This window comes from Magnetospirillum molischianum DSM 120 (assembly GCF_000294655.1).
In the GTDB taxonomy this organism is placed as follows: Bacteria; Pseudomonadota; Alphaproteobacteria; order Rhodospirillales; family Magnetospirillaceae; genus Phaeospirillum; species Phaeospirillum molischianum.
On record NZ_CAHP01000015.1, the window covers coordinates 75,523 to 96,494 of the forward strand.

The 20,972-nt window shown below is 59.2% G+C and carries 19 protein-coding genes, 1 tRNA gene and 1 pseudogene; 7 read left to right on the forward strand and 14 right to left on the reverse strand.

Features of this window, described 5'->3' with window-relative positions; all coding sequences use genetic code 11:
* The 3 genes from PHAMO_RS06595 to PHAMO_RS06605 all read left to right on the forward strand — a co-directional run bounded on the left by PHAMO_RS06595 (window position 1) and on the right by PHAMO_RS06605 (window position 2,890).
* Window positions 1-1,104 (forward strand): branched-chain amino acid ABC transporter substrate-binding protein, encoded by a 1,104-nt coding sequence (locus PHAMO_RS06595; protein ID WP_002727645.1) that lies wholly within the window; start codon window positions 1-3, stop codon window positions 1,102-1,104.
* Between the two features lie 55 nt (window positions 1,105-1,159).
* On the forward strand, window positions 1,160-2,344 hold the full coding sequence (locus tag PHAMO_RS06600) for an MFS transporter (protein ID WP_040566340.1): 1,185 nt from the start codon (window positions 1,160-1,162) through the stop codon (window positions 2,342-2,344).
* Between the two features lie 255 nt (window positions 2,345-2,599).
* Complete coding sequence (locus PHAMO_RS06605; protein WP_162136950.1) at window positions 2,600-2,890, forward strand: HU family DNA-binding protein; 291 nt, start codon at window positions 2,600-2,602, stop codon at window positions 2,888-2,890.
* Between the two features lie 161 nt (window positions 2,891-3,051).
* Here PHAMO_RS06605 and PHAMO_RS06610 read toward each other — a convergent pair whose 3' ends face one another.
* From PHAMO_RS06610 to PHAMO_RS06630, 5 genes are all read right to left on the reverse strand, one after another.
* Window positions 3,052-3,903, reverse strand: coding sequence for an ABC transporter permease subunit (locus PHAMO_RS06610; protein WP_002727648.1), 852 nt, complete (start codon window positions 3,901-3,903; stop codon window positions 3,052-3,054).
* Window positions 3,900-4,808 carry an ABC transporter permease subunit gene (locus PHAMO_RS06615; protein WP_002727649.1) on the reverse strand — a complete coding sequence of 303 codons (909 nt, stop codon included), beginning with the start codon at window positions 4,806-4,808 and terminating at the stop codon, window positions 3,900-3,902. Before PHAMO_RS06615 ends, PHAMO_RS06610 begins: the two co-directional genes overlap by 4 nt.
* On the reverse strand, window positions 4,805-5,947 hold the full coding sequence (locus PHAMO_RS06620) for an ABC transporter ATP-binding protein (RefSeq protein WP_002727650.1): 1,143 nt from the start codon (window positions 5,945-5,947) through the stop codon (window positions 4,805-4,807). The genes PHAMO_RS06615 and PHAMO_RS06620 overlap by 4 nt, the downstream gene beginning before the upstream one ends.
* Before the next feature lie 28 nt (window positions 5,948-5,975).
* Complete coding sequence (locus PHAMO_RS06625; protein WP_002727651.1) at window positions 5,976-7,082, reverse strand: extracellular solute-binding protein; 1,107 nt, start codon at window positions 7,080-7,082, stop codon at window positions 5,976-5,978.
* A gap of 138 nt (window positions 7,083-7,220) precedes the next feature.
* Window positions 7,221-10,574, reverse strand: a complete 3,354-nt coding sequence (locus PHAMO_RS06630; RefSeq protein ID WP_002727653.1) for a chemotaxis protein CheB — start codon at window positions 10,572-10,574, stop codon at window positions 7,221-7,223.
* A gap of 323 nt (window positions 10,575-10,897) precedes the next feature.
* On the opposite strand from PHAMO_RS06630, the gene PHAMO_RS18395 reads away from it, so the two are divergent.
* Entirely contained in the window at window positions 10,898-12,937 is a 2,040-nt protein-coding gene (locus PHAMO_RS18395; RefSeq protein WP_162136951.1) for a PAS domain-containing sensor histidine kinase, read from the forward strand.
* A 97-nt stretch (window positions 12,938-13,034) separates the two neighbouring features.
* Here the strand turns inward: PHAMO_RS18395 and PHAMO_RS06640 are convergent, their stop codons facing one another.
* On the reverse strand, window positions 13,035-13,334 hold the full coding sequence (locus PHAMO_RS06640) for a hypothetical protein (protein WP_155801588.1): 300 nt from the start codon (window positions 13,332-13,334) through the stop codon (window positions 13,035-13,037).
* Between the two features lie 203 nt (window positions 13,335-13,537).
* Here PHAMO_RS06640 and PHAMO_RS06645 point away from each other — a divergent pair, with 203 nt between their 5' ends.
* The gene (locus tag PHAMO_RS06645; protein ID WP_002727659.1) at window positions 13,538-14,002 is read left to right on the forward strand and encodes a hypothetical protein; all 465 of its coding nucleotides are present in this window, start codon (window positions 13,538-13,540) and stop codon (window positions 14,000-14,002) included.
* A gap of 179 nt (window positions 14,003-14,181) precedes the next feature.
* Here PHAMO_RS06645 and PHAMO_RS06650 read toward each other — a convergent pair whose 3' ends face one another.
* From PHAMO_RS06650 to PHAMO_RS06660, 3 genes are all read right to left on the reverse strand, one after another.
* Window positions 14,182-14,883: an alpha/beta fold hydrolase gene (locus tag PHAMO_RS06650; protein WP_002727660.1), complete on the reverse strand. Its 702-nt coding sequence runs from the start codon at window positions 14,881-14,883 to the stop codon at window positions 14,182-14,184.
* Between the two features lie 328 nt (window positions 14,884-15,211).
* Entirely contained in the window at window positions 15,212-15,565 is a 354-nt protein-coding gene (locus PHAMO_RS20375; protein ID WP_202801563.1) for a pyridoxal-phosphate dependent enzyme, read from the reverse strand.
* Window positions 15,566-16,027: 462 nt separating this feature from the next.
* Complete coding sequence (locus PHAMO_RS06660) at window positions 16,028-16,945, reverse strand: DMT family transporter (protein WP_002727666.1); 918 nt, start codon at window positions 16,943-16,945, stop codon at window positions 16,028-16,030.
* Window positions 16,946-17,078: 133 nt separating this feature from the next.
* Here PHAMO_RS06660 and PHAMO_RS19855 point away from each other — a divergent pair, with 133 nt between their 5' ends.
* Together PHAMO_RS19855 and PHAMO_RS19860 are read left to right on the forward strand one after the other, a co-directional pair.
* On the forward strand, window positions 17,079-17,579 hold the full coding sequence (locus PHAMO_RS19855) for an aminotransferase class I/II-fold pyridoxal phosphate-dependent enzyme (RefSeq protein WP_235720806.1): 501 nt from the start codon (window positions 17,079-17,081) through the stop codon (window positions 17,577-17,579).
* Window positions 17,534-18,031 carry an aminotransferase-like domain-containing protein gene (locus PHAMO_RS19860; protein WP_002727673.1) on the forward strand — a complete coding sequence of 166 codons (498 nt, stop codon included), beginning with the start codon at window positions 17,534-17,536 and terminating at the stop codon, window positions 18,029-18,031. The genes PHAMO_RS19855 and PHAMO_RS19860 overlap by 46 nt, the downstream gene beginning before the upstream one ends.
* A 544-nt stretch (window positions 18,032-18,575) precedes the next feature.
* Here the strand turns inward: PHAMO_RS19860 and PHAMO_RS06670 are convergent.
* The 5 genes and pseudogenes from PHAMO_RS06670 to PHAMO_RS06690 all read right to left on the reverse strand — a co-directional run.
* Window positions 18,576-18,929 (reverse strand): annotated as a pseudogene (locus PHAMO_RS06670) (transposase); the annotation flags it as partial.
* Window positions 18,930-18,940: 11 nt separating this feature from the next.
* On the reverse strand, window positions 18,941-19,306 hold the full coding sequence (locus PHAMO_RS20185; protein ID WP_002727681.1) for a transposase: 366 nt from the start codon (window positions 19,304-19,306) through the stop codon (window positions 18,941-18,943).
* Window positions 19,307-19,486: 180 nt separating this feature from the next.
* Window positions 19,487-19,888 (reverse strand): helix-turn-helix domain-containing protein, encoded by a 402-nt coding sequence (locus PHAMO_RS20190; RefSeq protein ID WP_002727683.1) that lies wholly within the window; start codon window positions 19,886-19,888, stop codon window positions 19,487-19,489.
* A 580-nt stretch (window positions 19,889-20,468) separates the two neighbouring features.
* A tRNA-Ser gene (locus tag PHAMO_RS06685) sits at window positions 20,469-20,561 on the reverse strand.
* Window positions 20,562-20,668: 107 nt separating this feature from the next.
* Window positions 20,669-20,911, reverse strand: a complete 243-nt coding sequence (locus PHAMO_RS06690) for a hypothetical protein (protein ID WP_002727689.1) — start codon at window positions 20,909-20,911, stop codon at window positions 20,669-20,671.
* Window positions 20,912-20,972 lie beyond the last annotated feature (61 nt).

Here is a 20,972-nt window from a genome sequence, read left to right on the forward strand (position 1 = left end):
ATGCAAAGGTCATATTTCTCCACTGCGGCGATTGTTCTGACTTTTTTGGCCGCTTCGGCTCCAGCACGCGCAGATATCACCATCGGCGTAGCGGCTCCGATGACCGGACCCAAGGCCGCTTTTGGCGAACAATTTCGGCGTGGTGCAGAAAAAGTGGTCGCAGACATCAACGCCAAGGGTGGAGTACTCGGCCAAAAGCTTATCGCGATTTACGGTGACGATTCCTGTGAACCGAAGCAGGCGGTCGCGGTCGCCAACGAGATGGCCTCAAAAAATGTTCCGTTCGTTGCCGGTCACTTCTGCTCCGGTTCGTCGATTCCGGCCTCGGATGTCTATGCTGAAACCGGCATCCTGGAAATCTCACCAGGAACCACCAGCCCCGTCTACACCGAGCGGGGTCTGCCCTACATTTTCCGCACCTGCGGCCGTGACGATCAGCAGGGCCGAACCGCCGCCGAATACATTGCCCGCACCCAAAAGGGCAAAACCGTCGCCATCATTCACGACCGTTCAGCCTACGGCAAGGGACTGGCCGACCGCACTCGGGACGAACTTCACCGAGTGGGTATCAAGGAAGTGATGTACGAAGCGATTTCAGTCGGCGACAAGGATTTTTCCGCTCTCGTCACCCGGCTTAAAGCCGAAAAAGTAGACCTGCTCTTCCTTGGCGGCTACTACACTGAAGGTGGAATGATCGTCCGTCAGATGCGCGACCAGGGGCTAAAGACCATTCTGATGGGTGGCGATGCCCTGGTCACCGAGGAATATTGGGCCATCACCGGCCCCGTCGGAGAAGGCACCCTGATGACCTTCAGCCCCGACCCGCGCAAGAACCCTGACAATGCCGAACTGGTAAAATTCTTCCGTGACCATAATTACGAACCCGAAGCGTACACACTTTATACTTACGGATCTATCCAAGCATGGGCTCAAGCGGTAGAGAAAGCTGGCACAACAGATACAAAGAAAGTCGCGGCTACCTTGAAGTCGAATAGCTTCGACACCGTTCTCGGTCGGATTGGATTCGATGCCAAGGGCGATATCGTCGCTCCGAGTTATGTGATGTACAGCTGGAAAAATGGAAAAGCCGTATACGCTGAATAACAGCGTTCCGGAATTCTTGATCAGACAGCAATTAACTCTTGATGGACGTACTGTGATGACGCCCCCTGTTCGGACCGACTGGCCCGCAGTTTTGCTGGCGGTCGGTGCCGGCGTGGCCGCCGCCTTCCAAGTCGGCAAGGCCCCGATTGCTCTTCCTTTCATACGGGCAGAGTTAGGGCTCGATCTTTCGGCTGCATCGTGGATATTGTCGATGCTGGCTCTGATGGGGGCCATCGCGGGCGGCGCGATGGGCAGCGTTGTTACGAGGCTAGGGCCACGGCGACTTTTGCCCGCCGGCCTTGCCCTGATCGCTTTCGGCAGCCTTGCCGGGGGACTGGCCCCCAGCCAGGGATTCCTGCTTGCCAGTCGAGTGGCAGAAGGAATCGGCCTGACCGTGGTCGTGATCGCGGCTCCAGCCCTGATCACTGTTGCAACCAGCCCCCAAGATCGCCACACCGCTTTTGGCCTATGGGCCTGCTTCATGCCGTTCGGCATGGCGGTATCAATGATGGCGGCTCCGCTATTACCGTTAATCGGCTGGCGCGGATTGTGGCTGGGAATGGCTGCGTTTCTGGCCTGCTACGCCCTATTGGCCTGGATACGACTACCCGCCTCCACAGGGCACGGCGGCTCATCCCCCTCTCGACTTTGGCACGATCTGCTTCGAACTGTTTCATCTCCGGGACCGGTTCTTCTGGCCGTAATTTTCGCCTGCTACACTACGGCCTATATCGCCCTTACCGGTTTCCTCCCGACTCTGCTGATCGAACGAATGGGGGTAACTCCGGGGCAGGCTGGCATGATGACGGCTGCGGTGGCGGCGGCAAACATCGTGGGCAATCTCGCCACCGGACCGCTCCTGCGTTGGGGCGTCCCACGCTGGGTTCCGATCATCCTGGCCAATATCACCATCGCCGCCTCCGCCATTGGTATTTTCTCCCCCGCGACTCCGGTGCCGCTCGCCTACGCGCTATGCCTGGTGTTTTCCGCCGTTGGCGGATTACTACCCGGCTGCGTGCTGGGTGGCGCGCCACCTTACGCGCCCGACTCACGGCTGGTGCCCGTAACCCTGGGACTGATCATGCAGGGCAGCAATATTGGTCAAGTGACCGGACCTGTCGTCGTCGGAGCCGCCGTGGCATGGTGGGGATGGAGCGCCGCCGCTCCTCTGCTGGCAGGCGTCACCCTGACCGGCGCAGCTCTGACTCTGGTATTGCGGCGGGTCAGATTGCCGGGATAGCAGTCGGAGCGAGGCGTCCGTCATTTGGGAACCGAATGATTTAAAATCCCCGCAAGGAAGACACCCTGGCTATGAACGAAGGGTCTGACCCGTTGTTTTTCTGTGGGAAACCCTTATGGAGCATGGCGTAGACGGTTGTATTGTCGTGGAAAAGTCGACACAGTGTTGCCCGTCGCAGATGGGGGGACGGGTAACATATCTGGCATCAAGCCTATACCCCTCCCTCGACATCTCATCTTTGAACGGCCACGACACATGAATGGGGGTCTCATGAACAAGCAGGATCTGGTGAGCAAGGTCGCTGAACTGAGCGGTCTATCCAAGGCTGTCGCGGAAACAGTAGTGTATGCGACATTCAATTCCATCACCGAAGCACTGAAGAGTGGGGATGAAGTCCGACTGGTCGGATTCGGGACGTTTTCGGTAAGCGAACGCGCAGCCAAGGAAGGCCGCAATCCTCGTACTGGCGCGACGATCAATATTGCCGCCTCGAAGGCGCCGAAATTCACTGCTGGTAAGGGTCTGAAGGACGCCGTCAACGGCTAATGCCGTCGAGAACGTCCCGGCTACCCCGGCAGCGCCCCCCGCATTGATTTCGGGGGGCGATTTCATATCCGGGGGAATATCTTGCCGCAAAGCCCGGTCGTACAACACGACCGGGCTAGTCGGGGACAGAGTTACAGTTCGTTTTAGATACGCCTAAGATCTCAGACCGATTGCGGTGACGTTGTGGAATGCTGACGTTCGTCACGGTCCCGGCTCAACATCACCCGCCCGGCAATCGCCATAGCCACCCCGACCAAGGCGACGACGATGGTCGCCAACGCATTGATTTCGGGACTGACGCCCAGTCGCACCTTCGAGAAAATTACGATCGGCAACGGCGTTGCCCCCGGCCCAGAGACGAAGGCCGAAATCACCACGTCATCGATTGACAGGGTGAACGCCAGAAGCCAGCCAGCCAGCAGCGCCGGGGCAATGATCGGTAAGGTAATGACCAGGAACACCTTGGTCGGCCGTGCCCCTAAATCCATGGCAGCTTCTTCCAGAGAAGCATCCATCTGCGCCAGCCGCGACTGCACAACCACGGTGACGAAAGACAGACTAAAGGTAACGTGCGCAATGACGATCGTGGTGATCGAGCGCCCTTCAGGCCATCCGATTGCCTGTTCCATCGCCACGAACAGAAGCAGCATGGCAAGACCGGTAATGATTTCCGGCATCACCAGGGGGGCCGCGATCATTCCCGTAAACAAGGTCCGGCCACGGAACCGGCGGAAACGAACCAGAACCACAGCCGCCAAAGTGCCGAGGATGGTGGCGATGGTCGCGTTAGCCACGGCCACCTGAAGACTGAGCCAAGCAGCATCAAGGACTTTCTCGTCCTGAAGCAATTCGCCGTACCACTTAATCGAAAACCCGCCCCAGACCGTCACAAGGCGCGAGGCATTGAACGAATAAATGATCATAACGACGATCGGAACGTACAGAAAGGCATAGGCCAGCGACAGCAGACCATACAGCAGCAATGCCCGGTTGCGACCCCAGCCGGTGCTCATCGCGTTCCCTCCGTCGCTCGCCCCTGGAGCCGCTGAAAGACCATCACCGGCACCACCAGCAAAATCAGCATCGCCACCGCCACCGCCGAAGCGACCGGCCAGTCACGATTGTCGAAGAACTCCGCCCACAAAATTTTACCGATCATCAGGGTATCGGGACCGCCGAGCAGATCGGGAATAACGAACTCACCCACTGCGGGAATGAAGACCAATAAAGATCCGGCAACGATTCCCGGCAATGACAGCGGCAAGGTCACCGAGATGAAAGCCTGAAAGGGGCGGCATCCCAAATCGGCCGCCGCTTCCAACAACGACAAGTCCATCTTTTCCAGGGTCGCAAACAGCGGCAACACCATGAAGGGCAGATACGAGTAGACCATGCCGATCAGTACGGCCAGATCGGTTTCGAGAATCTGCAACGGAGTATCGATAATCCCGAGCCACAACAGCAGCCCGTTCAGCAATCCTTCGGTCTTCAAGATACCGATCCAGGCGTAAACCCGGATCAGGAAGGAGGTCCAAAACGGCAACGCCACCAACAGCAGCAGTAAGTTACGAACCGAGTGCGATGACCGAGCAATCGCATAGGCGGCCGGATAGCCCAGCAACAAACAGCAGAACGTGGCGATCGCAGCCAAGCGCAACGAATTGAGATAAGCGAAGGCGTAAAGTTCGTCGCTGAACAGCGTACCGAAACTACCCAAAGCGATACGGATTGTCAGAACCGCACCTTCACCCCACTCCAGCAACGGGGTATAGGGCGGAATCCCCATAACCGCCTGGGATAGGCTGATCTTGATTACGATCAGGAACGGAACCAGGAAGAAAATCAGCAGCCAGACATAGGGGGGAAATCCGACGATCAGTCGCCCCCACCGACGAGCCACCCGGTCGAGCGCCGTCATCGGGTCAACACCATGGCATTGGCGGGATGCCACGCCAGATGAACCTCATCTTCCCAGGTTAGTTCCTGTTCGCCGGTATGGCGCAAATTAGTGCGAAGGACTTCAACCCTTCGGCCAGAAGGCAGACTGATATGATAAATCGACACGTCACCGAGATAAGCGATATCGGCGACGATACCCTTAACACCATTCATCCCTTCGGACGGCCGGTCACGCTGGACGACCATTTTCTCTGGACGAACCATCACCGTAACCGGCGCTCCCACAGGAACCGAACCACCGTGAGAAATAGTCAGGTCGCTTTCCAGTTCGGGGCACGTGACAACCAGAAGATCGTCACTATCCGACGCCACCACCCCTTCGAACATGTTTGCGGCACCAATGAAATCGGCGACGAAGCGGGTGCCGGGATATTCATAGATTTCGACCGGAGTACCAACCTGCTCCAGACATCCTGAATTCATCACCGCGATACGACTGGACATCGTCATCGCCTCGCCCTGGTCATGGGTAACCATGACGAAGGTGATGCCAACCCGCTCCTGAATGCCAACCAATTCAAGCTGAGTCCGCTCACGCAACTGACGGTCAAGTGCCGCCAGAGGCTCATCGAGCAGAAGCACCTTGGGTTCTTTGGCCAGACAGCGCGCCAGCGCAACGCGCTGGCGCTGGCCACCCGACAATTGGTGCGGCTTACGGCCGCCGAAACGGCTCATCTGCACCAAATCGAGAACGTCACGAACCTTCTCGCGGATTTGTGCCTTGGGCAATCCATCTTGTTTCAGCCCGAACGCGACGTTCTGTTCCACCGTCATATGGGGGAACAGCGCGTAAGACTGGAACATCATGTTGACCGGCCGCTCATAGGGCGGGATCGCCGAAACGTCAGTTCCGTCGATAAAAATCCGCCCCGATGTCGGGGTTTCAAACCCGGCCAGCATCCGCAGCAACGTCGTCTTGCCGCAGCCGGACGCACCGAGCAGCGAGAAGAACTCGCCGGCATGGATGGAAAGATCGACCTGATCGACCGCAACGAAGTCGCCGAACCGTTTCGAGACACCCTCGAAACGGATCAGCGGCACCGATTCCGGATCGGTCCAGGGGGAGAAGGTCGGGCGTTGGGCAACCGTCTGGGTCATGCTCTTAGCTTCCGCGTCTCGATCGGCCTCAGCGGCCGGTCTTGACACTGGTCCAAAGACGGGTGCGCTCACGTTCCTTCACCAGATCGGCGGGCGGAACCTGAAACTCTTTTGCGACCACTTCGGCCGGCGGATAGATAACCGGATCGGCGGCGATCTCCTTCCTCATCAACGGCTTAGAGGCAGGCACGGCATTGGCGTAGCCGGTGGTATCGCTAACCGCCGCGATGATTTCAGGCTGCAACAGGAAATCGATGAACTTATGAGCGTTATCGGGATGCGGAGCATCGGCCGGGATTGCCGCGGCGTCGATATTCACGACCGCCCCTTCCTTGGGAATAAAGATGGCAAGATGGACGCCCTTGTTAGCCTCATTGGCGCGGTTGCGCGCCTGAACCAAATCGCCGACATAGCCTTGGGCCAAGCAGGTGTCACCATTGGCCATGTCGTTGATGTACTTCGATGAGTGGAAATATTTCAGCGACGGGCGGATAGCCTTGACCGTTTCGGCGGCCAGCTTCAAATCGTCGGTGGCGAGGCTTGCGCCATCACGGCCGCGATACAACAGAGCCGCGGCGAACGCTTCGGTCGGCGTGTCGAGCAGGCTGACGCCACAGCTCTTCGCCTTCGACACGATCGCCGGATCGAACAGCACGGACCAGCTATCGGGCTTGAAGCCAGGAGCGACCTTAGCCAGCTTATCGACGTTATAGGCAATGCCGGTCGCGGCAATCATGTATGGAACCGCGTACAGGTTGCCGGGATCGGACACGCTGTCGAGCGTCTTCATCACCGCCGGATCGAGGTTGCCGTAGTGGGTTAGCTTCGACTTATCGAGCTTACGGTAAGTTCCCGCCTTAATCTGCTGAGCCAGGAACGGCGAGGCAGACGGGAACACGACGTCATAACCCGAGCGGCCAGCCTGAAGCTTGGTCGATAGAATCTCGTTGCCATCATAAACGTCGTAATTAACCTTAATTCCGGTGGCCTGGGTGAATTTCGCCAACGTGTCTGGCGCAACATAGTCCGACCAGTTGTACACGTTCAGGACTTTTTCCTCCTCAGCGCGCGCGGAGAAGGACAAAATCGAAGCCGTAGCTGCCAGAGCTACGAGACCGGTAAAGCCAAGACGCATCGCCTACACCCCTTCTACTCGATGGAGACAGAGGACTCCCTCCGGCACGCCCCCAAGGCCCCGGAACGGGGAGAGTTTTCCGGGCAGTTCCGCGGCTTGTCAACGGGCAATCGGAGGCAGAGCCTCCTCAACAGCAGATCAGGCGCGATGAAGCAACCGTTCGGTGGGGATGAGTATACTGACGGTTGTCCCAACCCCCTCTTCGCTCTCGATCGACAGGCATCCGCCATGCAGTTCGATCAGCGATTTCGAGATCGGCAGACCAAGCCCGACCCCCTCACGTTCGCGGACGGTGCGCAACCCTCCCTGCTCGAACGGCATCAGCACCCGAGAAAGATCGGCTGGCTTGATACCGATGCCGGTATCGCTCACCCGCACCAGCATTCCCTGGGGTTCGACCCGAGCCGATACCGTCACAGAACCGCCCGGTTGAGTAAACTTCAGAGCGTTTCCGACCAAGTTGAACAGAACCCGCTGGATCGCGGTCAGATCACCATGAACCCAGGGCAAGTCGTCGGGTAAATCGGTTGCAAGATGAATATCACGGCGCTCGGCCTGAGATGACATCAACCGTTGGGTAGCGGCGATCACCTCATTCATTCGCACCGTGCCCTCGTGAAGGATGGTACGGCCCGCCTCGATCACCGACATGTCGAGAACCTGACTGATCAGCGACAGCAGATGCTGCCCGCTATCGACGATGATATTGGCATACTCGCGATAGCGTTCATCACCCAGCGGCCCCCACATCTCGTCTGCCATCAATTGCGCGAAGCCGAGCACCGCGTTCAACGGTGTGCGCAATTCGTGACTCATATTGGCTAAGAAATCGGACTTAGCATTATTGGCGGCCTCGGCCGCCTCTTTCGCCTCGCGCAATTCGATCTGGGTCTCGCGCAGGTTCGAGATGGTGGCCTCGAACTCCCGCTGGGTGGTGCGCAGCTCGGTTTCGTCGATGAAACTCATAATCGAACCGGCTGTCTGATCGCGCAGGTCGCGATAGGGATAGACCCCCATGCGATAGAAACGACCATCGACTTCAATGATTTCCTCATGAGAGGTGCTGCTGGCGATGACGGTGACCAGAAGCGCTTTCAGATCGCGAACATGGAACTGACTGGGAACCGCTGTGATCATCTGCCCGGCATCCGAGGGCAGCAACCCGAACATCCGTGCCGCTTGCGGGGTAAAACGGGTAATTCGCAACGATTTATCGACAACCAAAAGAGGGAAGCCGATATTGTCCTGAATGTTCTGTAGGTCGGCATTCGCTCCAGCCAATTCGGCGGTACGGACCTGCAACTCCTCATTGACGGTCGTTAATTCCTCGTTCGTCGATTGCAACTCTTCGTTCGAGGTCTCCAGTTCTTCGTTTGAGGATTGCAACTCTTCGTTGGCCGCCTGCAATTCCTCATTAAGAGCCTGAAGCTCTTCGTTCGAGGTCTCTAGTTCCTCGACCACCGTCTGAAGATGCTCGCGAGTTGCCGTCAGTTCCTGCTCTAACTCGATCAGGCGAGCCTCGTTGCCAGAGGGCAACAGAGCTTCCTCGTCTCCCCCCTGGGTCGGAGGATCGACCTTGTCGCAGCTGATGAGGAACAGAGTCTCATGTCCGCCCTCGCCTTTAAGCGGACGAACCACTAGACGGGCGCAAATGTCGCCGTCGCGGACTTTAAGCTGACGCTTCGGCCCCATTGCCACCGCCCCTTTCTCTCGGGCGTGGTGAACCAGGGCGCGCAAATCGATGCGAAAATCCTCAATGATCAGCTTGCCCAGACTCTGATTGGGCAAGCCTTGAGGAAAACGGATAAAGCCATCGACATCACCGTGATAGTAGAGGATGTCGAGATTTTCGTTCACCGCAACGCTGGGCGGCATGCAGGATTCGATGAAACCGTCGCGGACAATCGACTCGATCGAGGAAGCGCTGCTAGCCCGACTGGCTTCGATCGATTCCGGCGGCTTGATACGGAATGCACCGAACACCGGATTGGTCGAGCGCGGCGCGACAATCCGCTTCTGAAAGATTTTCGAGGTGGCCTTGACCGGCCGAAACAGATCGGCGCAATGTCCGACCGATTCAGATTTCCCGAGAAACAGATATCCCTGAAGCGACAGAGCATAGTGGAACATCTGAAAAATGCGATCCTGAAGATCGGGATTAAAGTATATCAGAACATTACGGCAACTAATTAAATCAACTTTTACAAAGGGCGGATCCTTAATCAAATCCTGCCTAGCAAAAACAACCATTTCGCGAATTGGCTTCTTTACCTGATATATCTGTCCCATCGCATCAAAATATTTAGACAGATACGCCTTATCTAATGTCTCCACGGTGGTTGCTGAATACGCCCCCTTGCGCGCATGCCGCATCGCATCAAGATCGATGTCGGTGGCAAACACCTGGACCTTGTACTGGCCGATCGATTCGCCTAACTGGTCGTTCAGCATCATAGCGAAAGAATAGGCTTCCTCGCCGGTGGCACAGGCCGGAACCCAGACACGGATGCTATCCCCCGGCTTCTTGGTCGCCAGAAGCTCACCCAATGTCGCTTTGAGGTCGTCGAACGCCTTGGTATCGCGGAAGAAAGACGTGACCGAGATCAAGATATCCTTACACAGCAAATCCAATTCAGCCGGATGCCGCTGAACGAACTCAAGGTAGGAATCGAGTGTCTCAATCCGATTGGCGGCCATCCTTCGCTCAAGCCTGCGGCGAACCGTATTGGTTTTGTACTGGGTAAAATCCACATCGGTGCGCTTGCGAACCAGCAGGAAGATTTCGTTGATGGTATCACGAGCCTCGGTATGCTCCGACTTTTGCACCACCACCGGACGGGGAAAACGAGAGATCGAGGCCAGTTCCGGCCCGATCGCATCGGGCGGCATCACCAGATCGACACAGCCAGAATCGATAGCCGCTTTCGGCATCCCGTCATATTTGGCGGTTTCAGGATCTTGGGCCACGGTCAACCCGGCACACGCCTTGATAGCGCGCATCCCGTGCGCGCCGTCGCTGCCAGTACCGGACAGGATTACCCCTATCGCCTGCTGCCCCAGATCCTCGGCCAGAGAGGAGAAAAACACATCGACCGACGGCTTCGGTCCCAGCGGTGCCGATGGTTCACGCAACCACAGGGTCGCGTTCTTGACCCGAACGTCCTTGTTTGGTGGGGTGATGTAGATGGTGTTGGGTTCCATCACCAACCCGTCCTTGATCTCTTCGACCGGAAGCCGAGTCTCGCGCCCGAGAAGCTGCACCATCATGCTGCGATATTGCGGCGACAGATGCTGGACGATGACGTAGGCCATCGTTGACGCCTGGGGCAAATTGGCAACGAACGGGCGCAACGCTTCCAACCCACCGGCCGAAGCGCCAATGCCGACGACAAAAAGATCGTTCCGCCGTCCACGGGTCTTGCGTCCAGACGCATTGGACGAAATCGGTGCCGCCGACGACGAGGTTGCAGTGCGTGGAGCTTTGGCAGGCACACCATCTTCCCTTGGCTTTTTCAACACCCCCCCCACGAACTGATTATTACGGGGACTTCCCCTTATTTTTCAGGAACAGGCTATCTCAAGAGTTTAAAAATGCCAGATGAAATCGGACGCGAAACAATACCCAAGATATATGCTATAAGATATATATCAGTTCGGTGTTCCACGCGGGTTGTTCCCGTTAAACTCTACCAATGAGAAAAGCAGATACTTCGCGAAAGACCAAAGCGCAAATCGAATTGGAGCTGTCTGCCGTCGAGGCAGAACTTCAGGTCTTACGTGATAGAGAGCCAATCGACTCCACCGTCCAGGAAAAGATGACGGAGACTCTGCATTCCCTCCAAGTTCACCAGGAAGAACTAAAAGCGCAAAACGAGCAATTGCGCTTAACTCAGGCCAGCCTTGAACAGACAAGTCAGAAATATCACGATCTGTTTGAAAATTCTCCTGCGGGCTATTTCATCATCGATACAAACTTCTCCGTCCAGGAGGTCAATGTCGCCGGGATGGAGATGCTTGGGCGAACAAAAGGAAGAATAATTTCAAAGCCTTTTCTTCTTTTCGTCGAAGGGTCAAGCCGTCGCACCCTTGACGATCACTTCCTTCAGGTTCGCAATGGTGGTGCCAGGACTGAACTGTGGCTTCTCCCCGAGCAACGCCCACCCTTCCCGGTAATTTTGCAAAGCGTGCCGTTGGGATCGTCCTGGGGCGAAAGTTGGCGTTGCCTTACGACGGCACTCGATATCACCGACCGCAAAGCGGCCGAGCAGGCTTTGCGTGAGTCCGAAGCCCGCTTCCGCGCGATTTTCGAGCAAAATCCGATGGCGGTTCAGATCGTTGACGCCGAGGGAACGCCCCGAATGTCCAATCGCGCCTGGACCCGGTTATGGGGTCGAGGTCTGGCGTATCCGTTCTCTGGCGGTGCATCCATTCCAAAGGCTCTGGGAATGGACACGCATCTTGGACAGGCTCTGGACGGCCAAAGCATTGATGTGCCTGCCGTACACGTCCCCGCCCAAGGACGCGACACGCCCGAACGCTGGGTTCATGCCCACATCTACCCAATTCAAGGGGGCGGCAACATCATTCCCGAGGTCGTCGTGGTGCACGAGGACATCACTGATCGTAAGCGGATCGAGATCGACCTCAAGGAGCACACCGAACGGCTACAACGGCAGTATAACAACTTACGAGCATTGAGCGAAATTGCCGCCCTACCCAGCGCCTTTGGCGCGGCGCAGCAATTAACTGCCGCGCTGGACCTTGGGCGGCGTCATCTTTGTCTGACGGTCGGCCAGATCACTCGAATCGAAGAGGGGATCTCGACCATCGAGCATCACAGCGCCCCTCCCGAGGCAAAAATCGTCGATGGAACCCGGATCGATCTTTCCGAGATGCTCTGCTCCCTGGTGATCGAAACCGGCAATGTCCTTGCCCTGCCCGATCTGCACCGATCGCCCTACGCCAACCACCCCGCCCATCACCGGCATGGCGTCGAAAGCTATCTCGGTGCACCGATTCGGCAACGAGGGCGCTATTACGGAACGATCGCATTCTACTCGTCGCAACCGTCGCCTCGCGGTTTTGACGAAGGCGACATCGAGTTCATGCGCCTGCTGGCACGCTTGGTTGGTTCGGTGCTTGAACAAGACGAAAATCGCAGAGACTTGGCTCAATCGAATGCCGAATTAGAACAATTCGCCTACGTCGCCAGCCACGACCTGCGCCAACCGCTGCGTCAGGTCTCAAGCTACGTTTCACTCCTGCAACGCCGTTACGGTGATCATCTGGACGATACGGCTCGCGAGTTCATCGCCTTCGCCCATGATGGCGCGGTAAGAATGGACCACCTGATCGTCGATCTTCTGGAATATTCTCGCATTGGCCGCAACACCAAGCCGGTCGATGCGGTTGATCTGTCCCTTGCGGTCGCCCAAGCAACCGCAAATCTCAGTGCCGCGCTGATCGAGGCCGAAGGAATTATTGAAGTTGCGCCTGACCTTCCCACCGTCCGTGGAGATTTCACCGATCTGGTTCGGCTGTTCCAGAATCTGATCGGCAACGCGATAAAGTATCGTGCTCCAGACCGTCCCCCGATCATCAAAGTGAGTTCAATAAGCACCGCTACTGAACATCACATTTCGGTTAGCGACAACGGTATCGGCATTGAACCCGATTATTTCGAGACGATTTTTCGGATCTTCCAGCGCCTGCACACACCGGACAAGTACGAAGGAACTGGGATCGGACTTGCTATCTGCAAGAAGGTCGTGGAGCAGCATCAAGGGCGGATTTGGGTCGAGTCAATTCCGAATCAGGCAACAACCTTCACGATTTCCCTGCCGAACCGCTCTTAAACGCACGTCGTCTGTTTCGCTGTCTGAAAAATAAAAGCCGTTCCGTCGGAAGGTTTCCCTCCTACGGAACGGCTTTTCAGATTCTCGCCCCCCAACCTTAGGGCTGCGCAGGGGCGGCAGGCGTGGGTTCTGCAACAGCGGGGGGAGGAGCAGCCTCGACGACGGGAGCGGCAGGCAGCGTCTTCTCGACCGCGACAACACGATGGTCAAGCGATTCAAGACGGCTAGCCAGATCCTCGACCGCAGCAAAGCGCTTGTCGATATCGCTCCGCAGGGTGTTGAGCTGTTCCAGTTCGGAACGCAACGACTGCTGACCGGCCAGGGACAAGCCATAAACGACGCCCCCAACCACCAACGAGGTAGCAAGGGGAATGGCAAAGCGGCGGATATCCATCATCCTTCTCCAAAACAATCTCCGGCATGGCCGGTCGACCGGAGGTGGCCTTCAGCCACCAGAAACGACCTATCGTACCATGAGATTTTCTCTCGGCAAGACGACAGGTGATCGGTCTTGTTACCCGATGGGGTAAGAATGTGCTAAAATTTTACTGACATCATCTTTGTTAAACTCTCCTACCCTTTTTCAGCAGGGAAAAGACAATGGTCGGTCATCCGGCCCACCACACACCATCTTCGACCGCGAAACACCGCCCCCCACAAAAACGCAAGCGAGGGATACTGATCGCGGCCTCGATTGGCGGTGCCGCTCTGATTGCGGCGATTGGCGCCTGGATTGCCCTCAGCCCCAGCTCACCACCGGGTTTACCGTCTGGAGCAGCGGACACCTTTTTCGCTCAGATGCAGCAGGCCGCTGCCGGAAAGCCTATTGTAACCAGCGTTTTCCAAGGCTCGCTTCGGACCGAGCGGAAAGGTGGCGTGACGCTGGTGACGGCAGAAAACGTTCCTCCGTCGCTGTGCGTATCGGTCGGGTGGAAGCTGGTGCGGAGAGGGGTTCTGACCATCAACGGCGTCACCCCGATGCGGGTTTCGGCAGCAAGGCTCGCCGAATTGTGCAATCAAGGGGAAAGTGCCACGTTACTCTGGGCACCGCGCCCACCGGAATAAGCCACAGTCAACTGCTGGACAGCAGCGGCCCGGCGTTGTCTCTTTCGCTTTCCCACAAGGTGGTGCAGGAATCGGAGAGACACGACACAGATTCGTGGCAAACTCGATTACGTCGCTACAGCCCAAAACCCAGGCGGCAAGCCGGGCTTCGGGTTATTCACGGACGCCCCATTTTATTTTTACAAGTCGCTCAACCAGGATGCCAGCGCGAGCGAAACAGCGTCAGGACGCTCGATTGGAGCGAGATGGCCGCTGTCGGGCACGATCTCCAACCGCGCCCCCGAGATCGCCGCCGCCAAACCGCGGTGAAGATCGGGGGGAGTCAGTGTATCCAACGCACCACAGAGGATCAGGGTCGGACAGGCGATCGCAGACAGACCCGGACGCGAATCCGGTCGGGCCATGATGGCGCGCTGCTGACGGGCGAACCCTTCGGAACCCACCGAAGAGGCCATAGCGCGGAACAAACCGGCGATGGCGGGATCGGCGGCGGAATCGGGAGCCAGTAGAGCCGCAGCCTGAGCTGCCACCACCTGATCAAATCCTTCGGGCGAAGCGGCCAAGGCAATCGCATCGAGGCGGCGCTGCTTCTGCTCCGGCGGATCAGCCTGAGCGTTCGTGCAGAGCAGAGCCAGCCGTTCGACTCGCTCCGGTGCCCGGCGCATGATCTCAAGCGACAGATAACCGCCCATCGACAGCCCGCCCAACGCAAAGCGCGGTGGGGCCGCCGCCAGAACCCGTTCCGCCATCGCCTCCAGGCTGTCATCCCGCGCCAGATCGGGCACCACGACACCGATACGCGACGACAGAGCTTGGGACTGGCGCGCCCACAGCCGAAAATCGCACAACAAGCCAGGCAGCAGTATCAGGGTCTTGGACATCGCACGCCTTCCTTGAATGCCGACGAATATATTACATCTAGGGTTCGCTGATATTATACCAACCGCTTGTTTCCGTGATGCCACTTGGATTGAACCTGCCGAATCCTGAGTGTGTTAATAGCACACCCAAAGTGGCATCGACAAGGAAGATCTTGTGGAGGGAAAGGCGTGGAAGACCAATGATATAAGAAAAAAGGCCGCCAATCCAGATAATTAACGGCCTACTTCGTCGGAAAGAAAGTGTGTCTGATAACTACTTTCTTACCGAGAGGCAGGTTGTAGTGTCAACGGAAAACCATTTTTTCCGAACTGGTCGGCTCGTCCTATTTTATACTGTCGTGATCCACGCCCTCCGCAGGAGGGGCGATGACCCGCAATTCCCCAATGCGGGCGGCCTTGGCGGCTGCGGTGGCGCAAATTCGACGTTGACCGCGTTGACGAGTTGGTCCGGCATGAACCAGCCGGGATTTTGCCGCAGCAATTCACGCGCCAGCACGAAATGGGTATCCCGCCCACGGCGCGAATCGGCCAGCCGGACCTCGGCGCCATAGGCCTCCAGCAGCCGGATCTTGCGCGGGCTGTAATTGTCGGGGACGACCAGCACCAGCCGGTAGCCGAACAGATTGGCCGCCAGCGCCAGCCCCAGCCCCAGCCCGGTATTGCAGCCGGTCCCCTCGATGATGGTCTGGCTTCCCCCCCCGGCGCAGCAGGCCGCGCCGTTCGGCGTCCAGGATCATGTTGACCGCGATCCGGACCTTGTGGCTGCCGCCCGGATTCATCTGTTCGAGCTTGAGGTAGAACGACGATTCGAGCGACAGCCCGCGCCGGAAGCGGTCCAGCCGCACCGTCGGGGGGCGCTTGCCGTCGGGATTGTTGGAAATGCCCCGCGCCCCCAGGATCGCGCAGCCGAGGATGTAGCAATCTTCGCCGATCACCGATCCCCAGCCATGGTCGATCACCAGCCGGGCGCCGATCCGCGCCGCCGGGTGAATGTCGATGCCGGTCTCCATGAAGGCCGCCGAGGACAGCCGGTCGGCATATTCCCGCCCGTCGGTGAGGCAGGCATGAGCCAGCCGGAGCATTTCCATTCTGACGACGTCATGATTCTTTCTGACGAGTTTTTCCATGACAGGCGCTCCAGACGTTATTGGCCTCGTTTGGCGAAATAGAGCCCGACCAGACAAATCGTGATTCCGACGATCTGGCGGACGGTCAGGGTCTCGTGGAACAGGATCCAGGCATAGATCGCCGCCACCACCGGCTGCATCAGCACCAGCACCGACGACAGCGCGACCGGCACCGGGCGCAGGCATTGCGCCAGCATCCCCTGCCCGACCACATGCGACAGCACCGCGAGCCCGACCAGCGGCGCCAGATCCTCCAGCCCGGTCGGCACCAGCCGCTGTTCCAGCAGCAGCGCCAGCGGCACCAGGGTAGACAGGCAGCCGAGGCTGCTGAGATACAGGATCCGCCCCGGGCCGAAGCGGCGGCGCAGTCGGCTGACCAGCAGCAGATACAGGCCGTAGAACACCGCCGTCAGCAGCGCCAGCCCGTCCCCCAGCGCCGAGGCTAGCGAGGCCTGCAGCGAGGCCGACAACAGCAGAGTGACCCCGCACAGGGTCAGCGCCAGCCCCACCAGGAACGAACGGCGGATCCGCTCGCGATAGAGCAGCACCGACAGCGGCACGACGACGAACGGCACCAGATTGGCCAGCAGGTTGGCATTGGCCACCGTGGTGTAATGGAACGAGATATTCCAGAAGGTCAGGTCCAGCCCGAGCAGCGCCCCCGCCGCCCACAGCACCACCAGATCGCGCCGCTCCAGCCGGGAGACGACCCGGGGCGCCCGTCTCCGTTCCAGCGCGTCCCAGCCATAGACCAGCGGCAGGGCCAGCAGGATCCGCCACGCCCCGGTGGCGATCGGGTCGAGCGGGCTGAGCTTGACGAAGATCCCGCCGGTGGCGAGGAAACACACCGCCAGGATCACCCCCGCCACCGCGATCGCGTCGGGAGAGGCCGGCTCGATCACGGCGGCGGACGACGAACTGTCGGAGGGACTCAATCTTCGCTCCTTCCCGGGGGAAAACGCGCGCCGGAAAACCGGCCAACGACATCCTTCGATTGATCTGCACGTTGATTTGACTATCAATCAGCCATATTGTCCGAATCAATGAAAACATTGTGTGGCAAACAATGTGGCTTCCCGACCTGAGAAACCGCCATCCGGTTCGCTACCTCGCCATCGTCGAAGCCCTGGCCGAGGCCATCGCGCGGGGTGCCTTGCGGCCGGGCGACCGCCTGCCGACCCATCGCGAACTGGCGTGGCGACCGATGGCGAGGGCATCCTGCCCGACGCGCTCGACCGCGCCGCCCGCGCCACCTCGGCCCGGGTGGTGGTGCTGGTGCCGGCGTTGCAGAACCCGACCGGGGCGACGATGGGCGCGGCCCACCAGCAGGCGGTGGCCGAAATCGCCCGCCAACGCGGCCTCCAGGTGATCGAGGACGATGTCTACGGGATGCTGGCCGAGACCCCGCCGCTGGCCCGGCTGCTGCCCGAGACCTGCACCGTAGTGACCAGCCTGTCGAAGTGCGTCGCCGGCGGCCTGCGCTTCGGCGTGATCGCCGGTACCAGCGCGGCGGTGCGGGCGCGGTGGCGGCCGAACAGCAGACCACGCTGTGGCCGCTGGCGCCGCTGATGGTCGAGATCGCCTGCCGCTGGCTGGAGGACGGCACCGCGCTGCGGCGGGTCCGCTGGCAACGCGAGGAGATCGCCGCCCGCTACCGGCTGGCCCGCCGCGCCCTCTCCGGCCGCCCCGAGGGCGATCCCCGCCCTAGCCCGCATGCCTGGCTGACCCTGCCGACCGAGGACCCCGACCCGGCCGCCCTCTGCCGCCGGGCCGGACTGGAGGTGGTGCCTGCGGCAACCTTCGCGGTGACGCGCGAGCCGCCGCAGCGGATACGGATCAGCCTGACCGCCGCCGCCAAGCCGCGCCGACCTGAGCCGAGCCTTGGACCGCCTCCACCGCCTCGGAGCGACGTGGTCACGGTAACGGCCCGGGGAACAAAGGAAAAAATACGGGCGCTGTCCACACCCGCCAGGATCCAGCGGCTCCTGGACCTGCTTCGATGGAGGGATCTGCGGGACTAGGTGTTGTGAACTGTCCCGCAGCGGTGGTAGTGGCCATTGACCCAACCCGTGAGGTTCATCTGACGAAACACGGCAGTTGGGCTGTTCCTTGTCGCACGTCCCTGTGTGCGGTTAGGAAGGGTAGCCGCATTGCGATCAAGCCAAGCCTTTATGTGAAGAACAAGAAGCTTGCTCGGAAGATGCACACATGAAATTTGGCGCTGGTATGCGCTATTCCGACCACAGAGCCTCTCGCACCGGCCCCTGCACCCCGTCTCAGTCCTCACGCGAAGATCAATCTTCGAGTCGTGAGCGGAGCGCAGGTATGCCAGTACAATCTCAATGAGACCTGATCACTGACCCAAATGCGATCCGACGGCCATCGGGGGCGAAAGTATTCTCGGTTGCTGACCACCAAAACAATGGCAGCTGGACACCTCCAAAAACCTGATTCACGAAGGAATTTTATGCCGATTCAGCGTGCAATCGGAGCCGACGTGCTCTTGTCATCCCCGATTTTAGCCTGGGGTTGATGGTTGGAAGTCTGATTTCGGTGATTTTGGCCTCAAGCGGGCGCACGTCTCCTCTCAAGCCACATGAATCGCCGCATGTTGTAGGCCAGATTGATCAGGCCGATCTTGGTCTCGGCCCGGGCCTTTCCGATGGTGCGGACGATGGCAGCCATCGGCCCCTTCTGATGGGCAAAGACGTGCTCGATCTTGGAGCGCACCATGGATTTGAGGGCATTGGCCTTGCGGGTTCTCTCCGGCATCGGCTTGCCCTTAGGCTTCTTGCGATGCACCTTCGAGACGAAGCCGTTCTTCGCCATGAACGCCTCGTTCTTTTCCGAGCGATAGGCGGTGTCGGCCCAGACGCCGCTGGCCGTGTTGGTCTTGTCGAGCAGATCGGGCAACCTAGAGCATTTTCCGTTCAATCGCGGTCATAACCTGCGGCTGCGAAATATTTGATGCACTCGTCTGGTGTGAAGGTGCCGATGCCGTCGCCTATCGCCGCCCAGAGACCCTCCTTGGTCCTGGCTGCGACCTTCTTGAGGAAAGCCTTCAGCTTCGAGAAGGCCATCTCGATGGGGTTGAAGTCGGGGCTGTAAGGCGGGAGGTACATGACTTGGGCGCCGACGGCCTCGATGGCGGCGCGGACCCCGGCGAGCTTGTGAGCGGGCAGATTGTCCATGACCACGATGTCACCTCGGGTCAGGGTCGGCGCCAGCACCTGCTCGACATAGGCCAGGAAGGCTTGGCCGTTCATCGCGCCGTCGAGAATCATCGGCGCGGTCATGCGCTCAGACGAAGACCGCCGACGAAGGTGGTAGTTTTCCAATGCCCATGCGGCACCGGCGCCCGGCACCGCTCGCCGCGAGGGGCACGCCCGCGGAGCCTCGCCATCTTGGTCGAGGCTCCGGTCTCGTCGATGAAGACTAGGCGCTCGGGATCAAGCTCCGGCTGGAGATCGAACCACTCATGTCGCCGCCGCAGAACGTCGGGCCGTTGCTGCTCGCTGGCGTGCGCCGTTTTTTTTGAAGGTCATGTCGTGGCGGTCCAGCAGGCGCCATACGCTGCTCGGGGCGATCTTGCCCCCGTGTACCGCTTCCAGGTGGGCCGCGATCTCGGCCAGGGTGATGTCGGGAGTCTGCTCTACCAGCCCCAGGATCTCTTCGGCCAACGCCTCCATCCGGTGCGAATGACGGTCGCCGCCACGCGGCCTCGACACGGCGTGTCCTTCCGATCGCCAGCGGCTCACCCATTTGATCGCCGTCGAGGCGGCAACCCCGAATCGCTTCGCGGCGGCCCGGCACGATTGCCCGCTTTCGACCGCCCAGATCACACGCTCTCGGAGATCGCGGGAAAGGGATGTCGCCATCAGGGCTGGCCTCCTTCACCAGCCCAAATCTTGAATCATACTTTTCCCTAATTGGGAATCCCCAATGATTCCATATGAGTGGATGATGCTCTAGAACGCTGCGTTCCACCCCAGTTGAGGTCGAAGGATTAATCTCAGTTTTAATGACTCTGTTCGGCCAAATTGTTGATAAGAAGGTCAGCTACGACGTGGAGTGCGAAGGGTCGAACGGCAAGATCAAGCTGACCCGGTTCGAGCTTCAGTGAACCGTTCCGCCGACGCCATAGGATAGGTCAAGCGCTCTGCCCAGGGCCGAACGGCAAGGTCGAGCTGATCGGGGTTCGCCAGACTCGCCAGGACGACCACAGGAGGCCGTTTACCCCGGCGGCCTGATACCCAGGCCCAGCGCCTTACGGCCGTCCTGGGGCTTTCCAGCGAGTCTGGCGAAGGTCATCGCCTCAACGTGGGACAGGCGGCGACGACTCCCTGATCCGGGCTGGTCATACCCCGCCTGACGGACACACGGGACTGTTACGCACATCTACCCCGCGGGCGCCCTGATCTGCGCCCAAGTTATTGATATGTCTATGATTTTTTGAATTGGCGGAGGGAGAGGGATTCGAACCCTCGATACGGCTCAACACCGTATACACACTTTCCAGGCGTGCGCCTTCAACCACTCGGCCACCCCTCCATGCTGCGGCGGGGGAACAAGCCCCTCGGGCCGCAGCGAGGGGGGAAGCTACACGAGGGAACCGAGGTGCGCAACCCCCTTAACGCACGTTGTGAAACAAGTCGTGTTCAAGGGCGTTCCGGTTCTTTCAACAACGTCTCGGCAAGGTGATCGAGGCGAGTCGGATCAAGCTCGGACAAACGCATATTCATGATCGCATCCAGCTCACTGGGAGCAACGCCCTTCTTGGCGGCGGTCATTGGGTCGAGTCCACGCAACACTCGGGTCAGGCTGTTAACCTTGGCGATACGGCGCGCCGCCGCCAGCGCATCGAACAGACCGGGACCGCCATTCTCCCACTCATCACTCATCCAGACCCCCTTCACGTCTACGACCAGGATAGCGGGTAGAGAACACGAAGTCTCGGGGGAA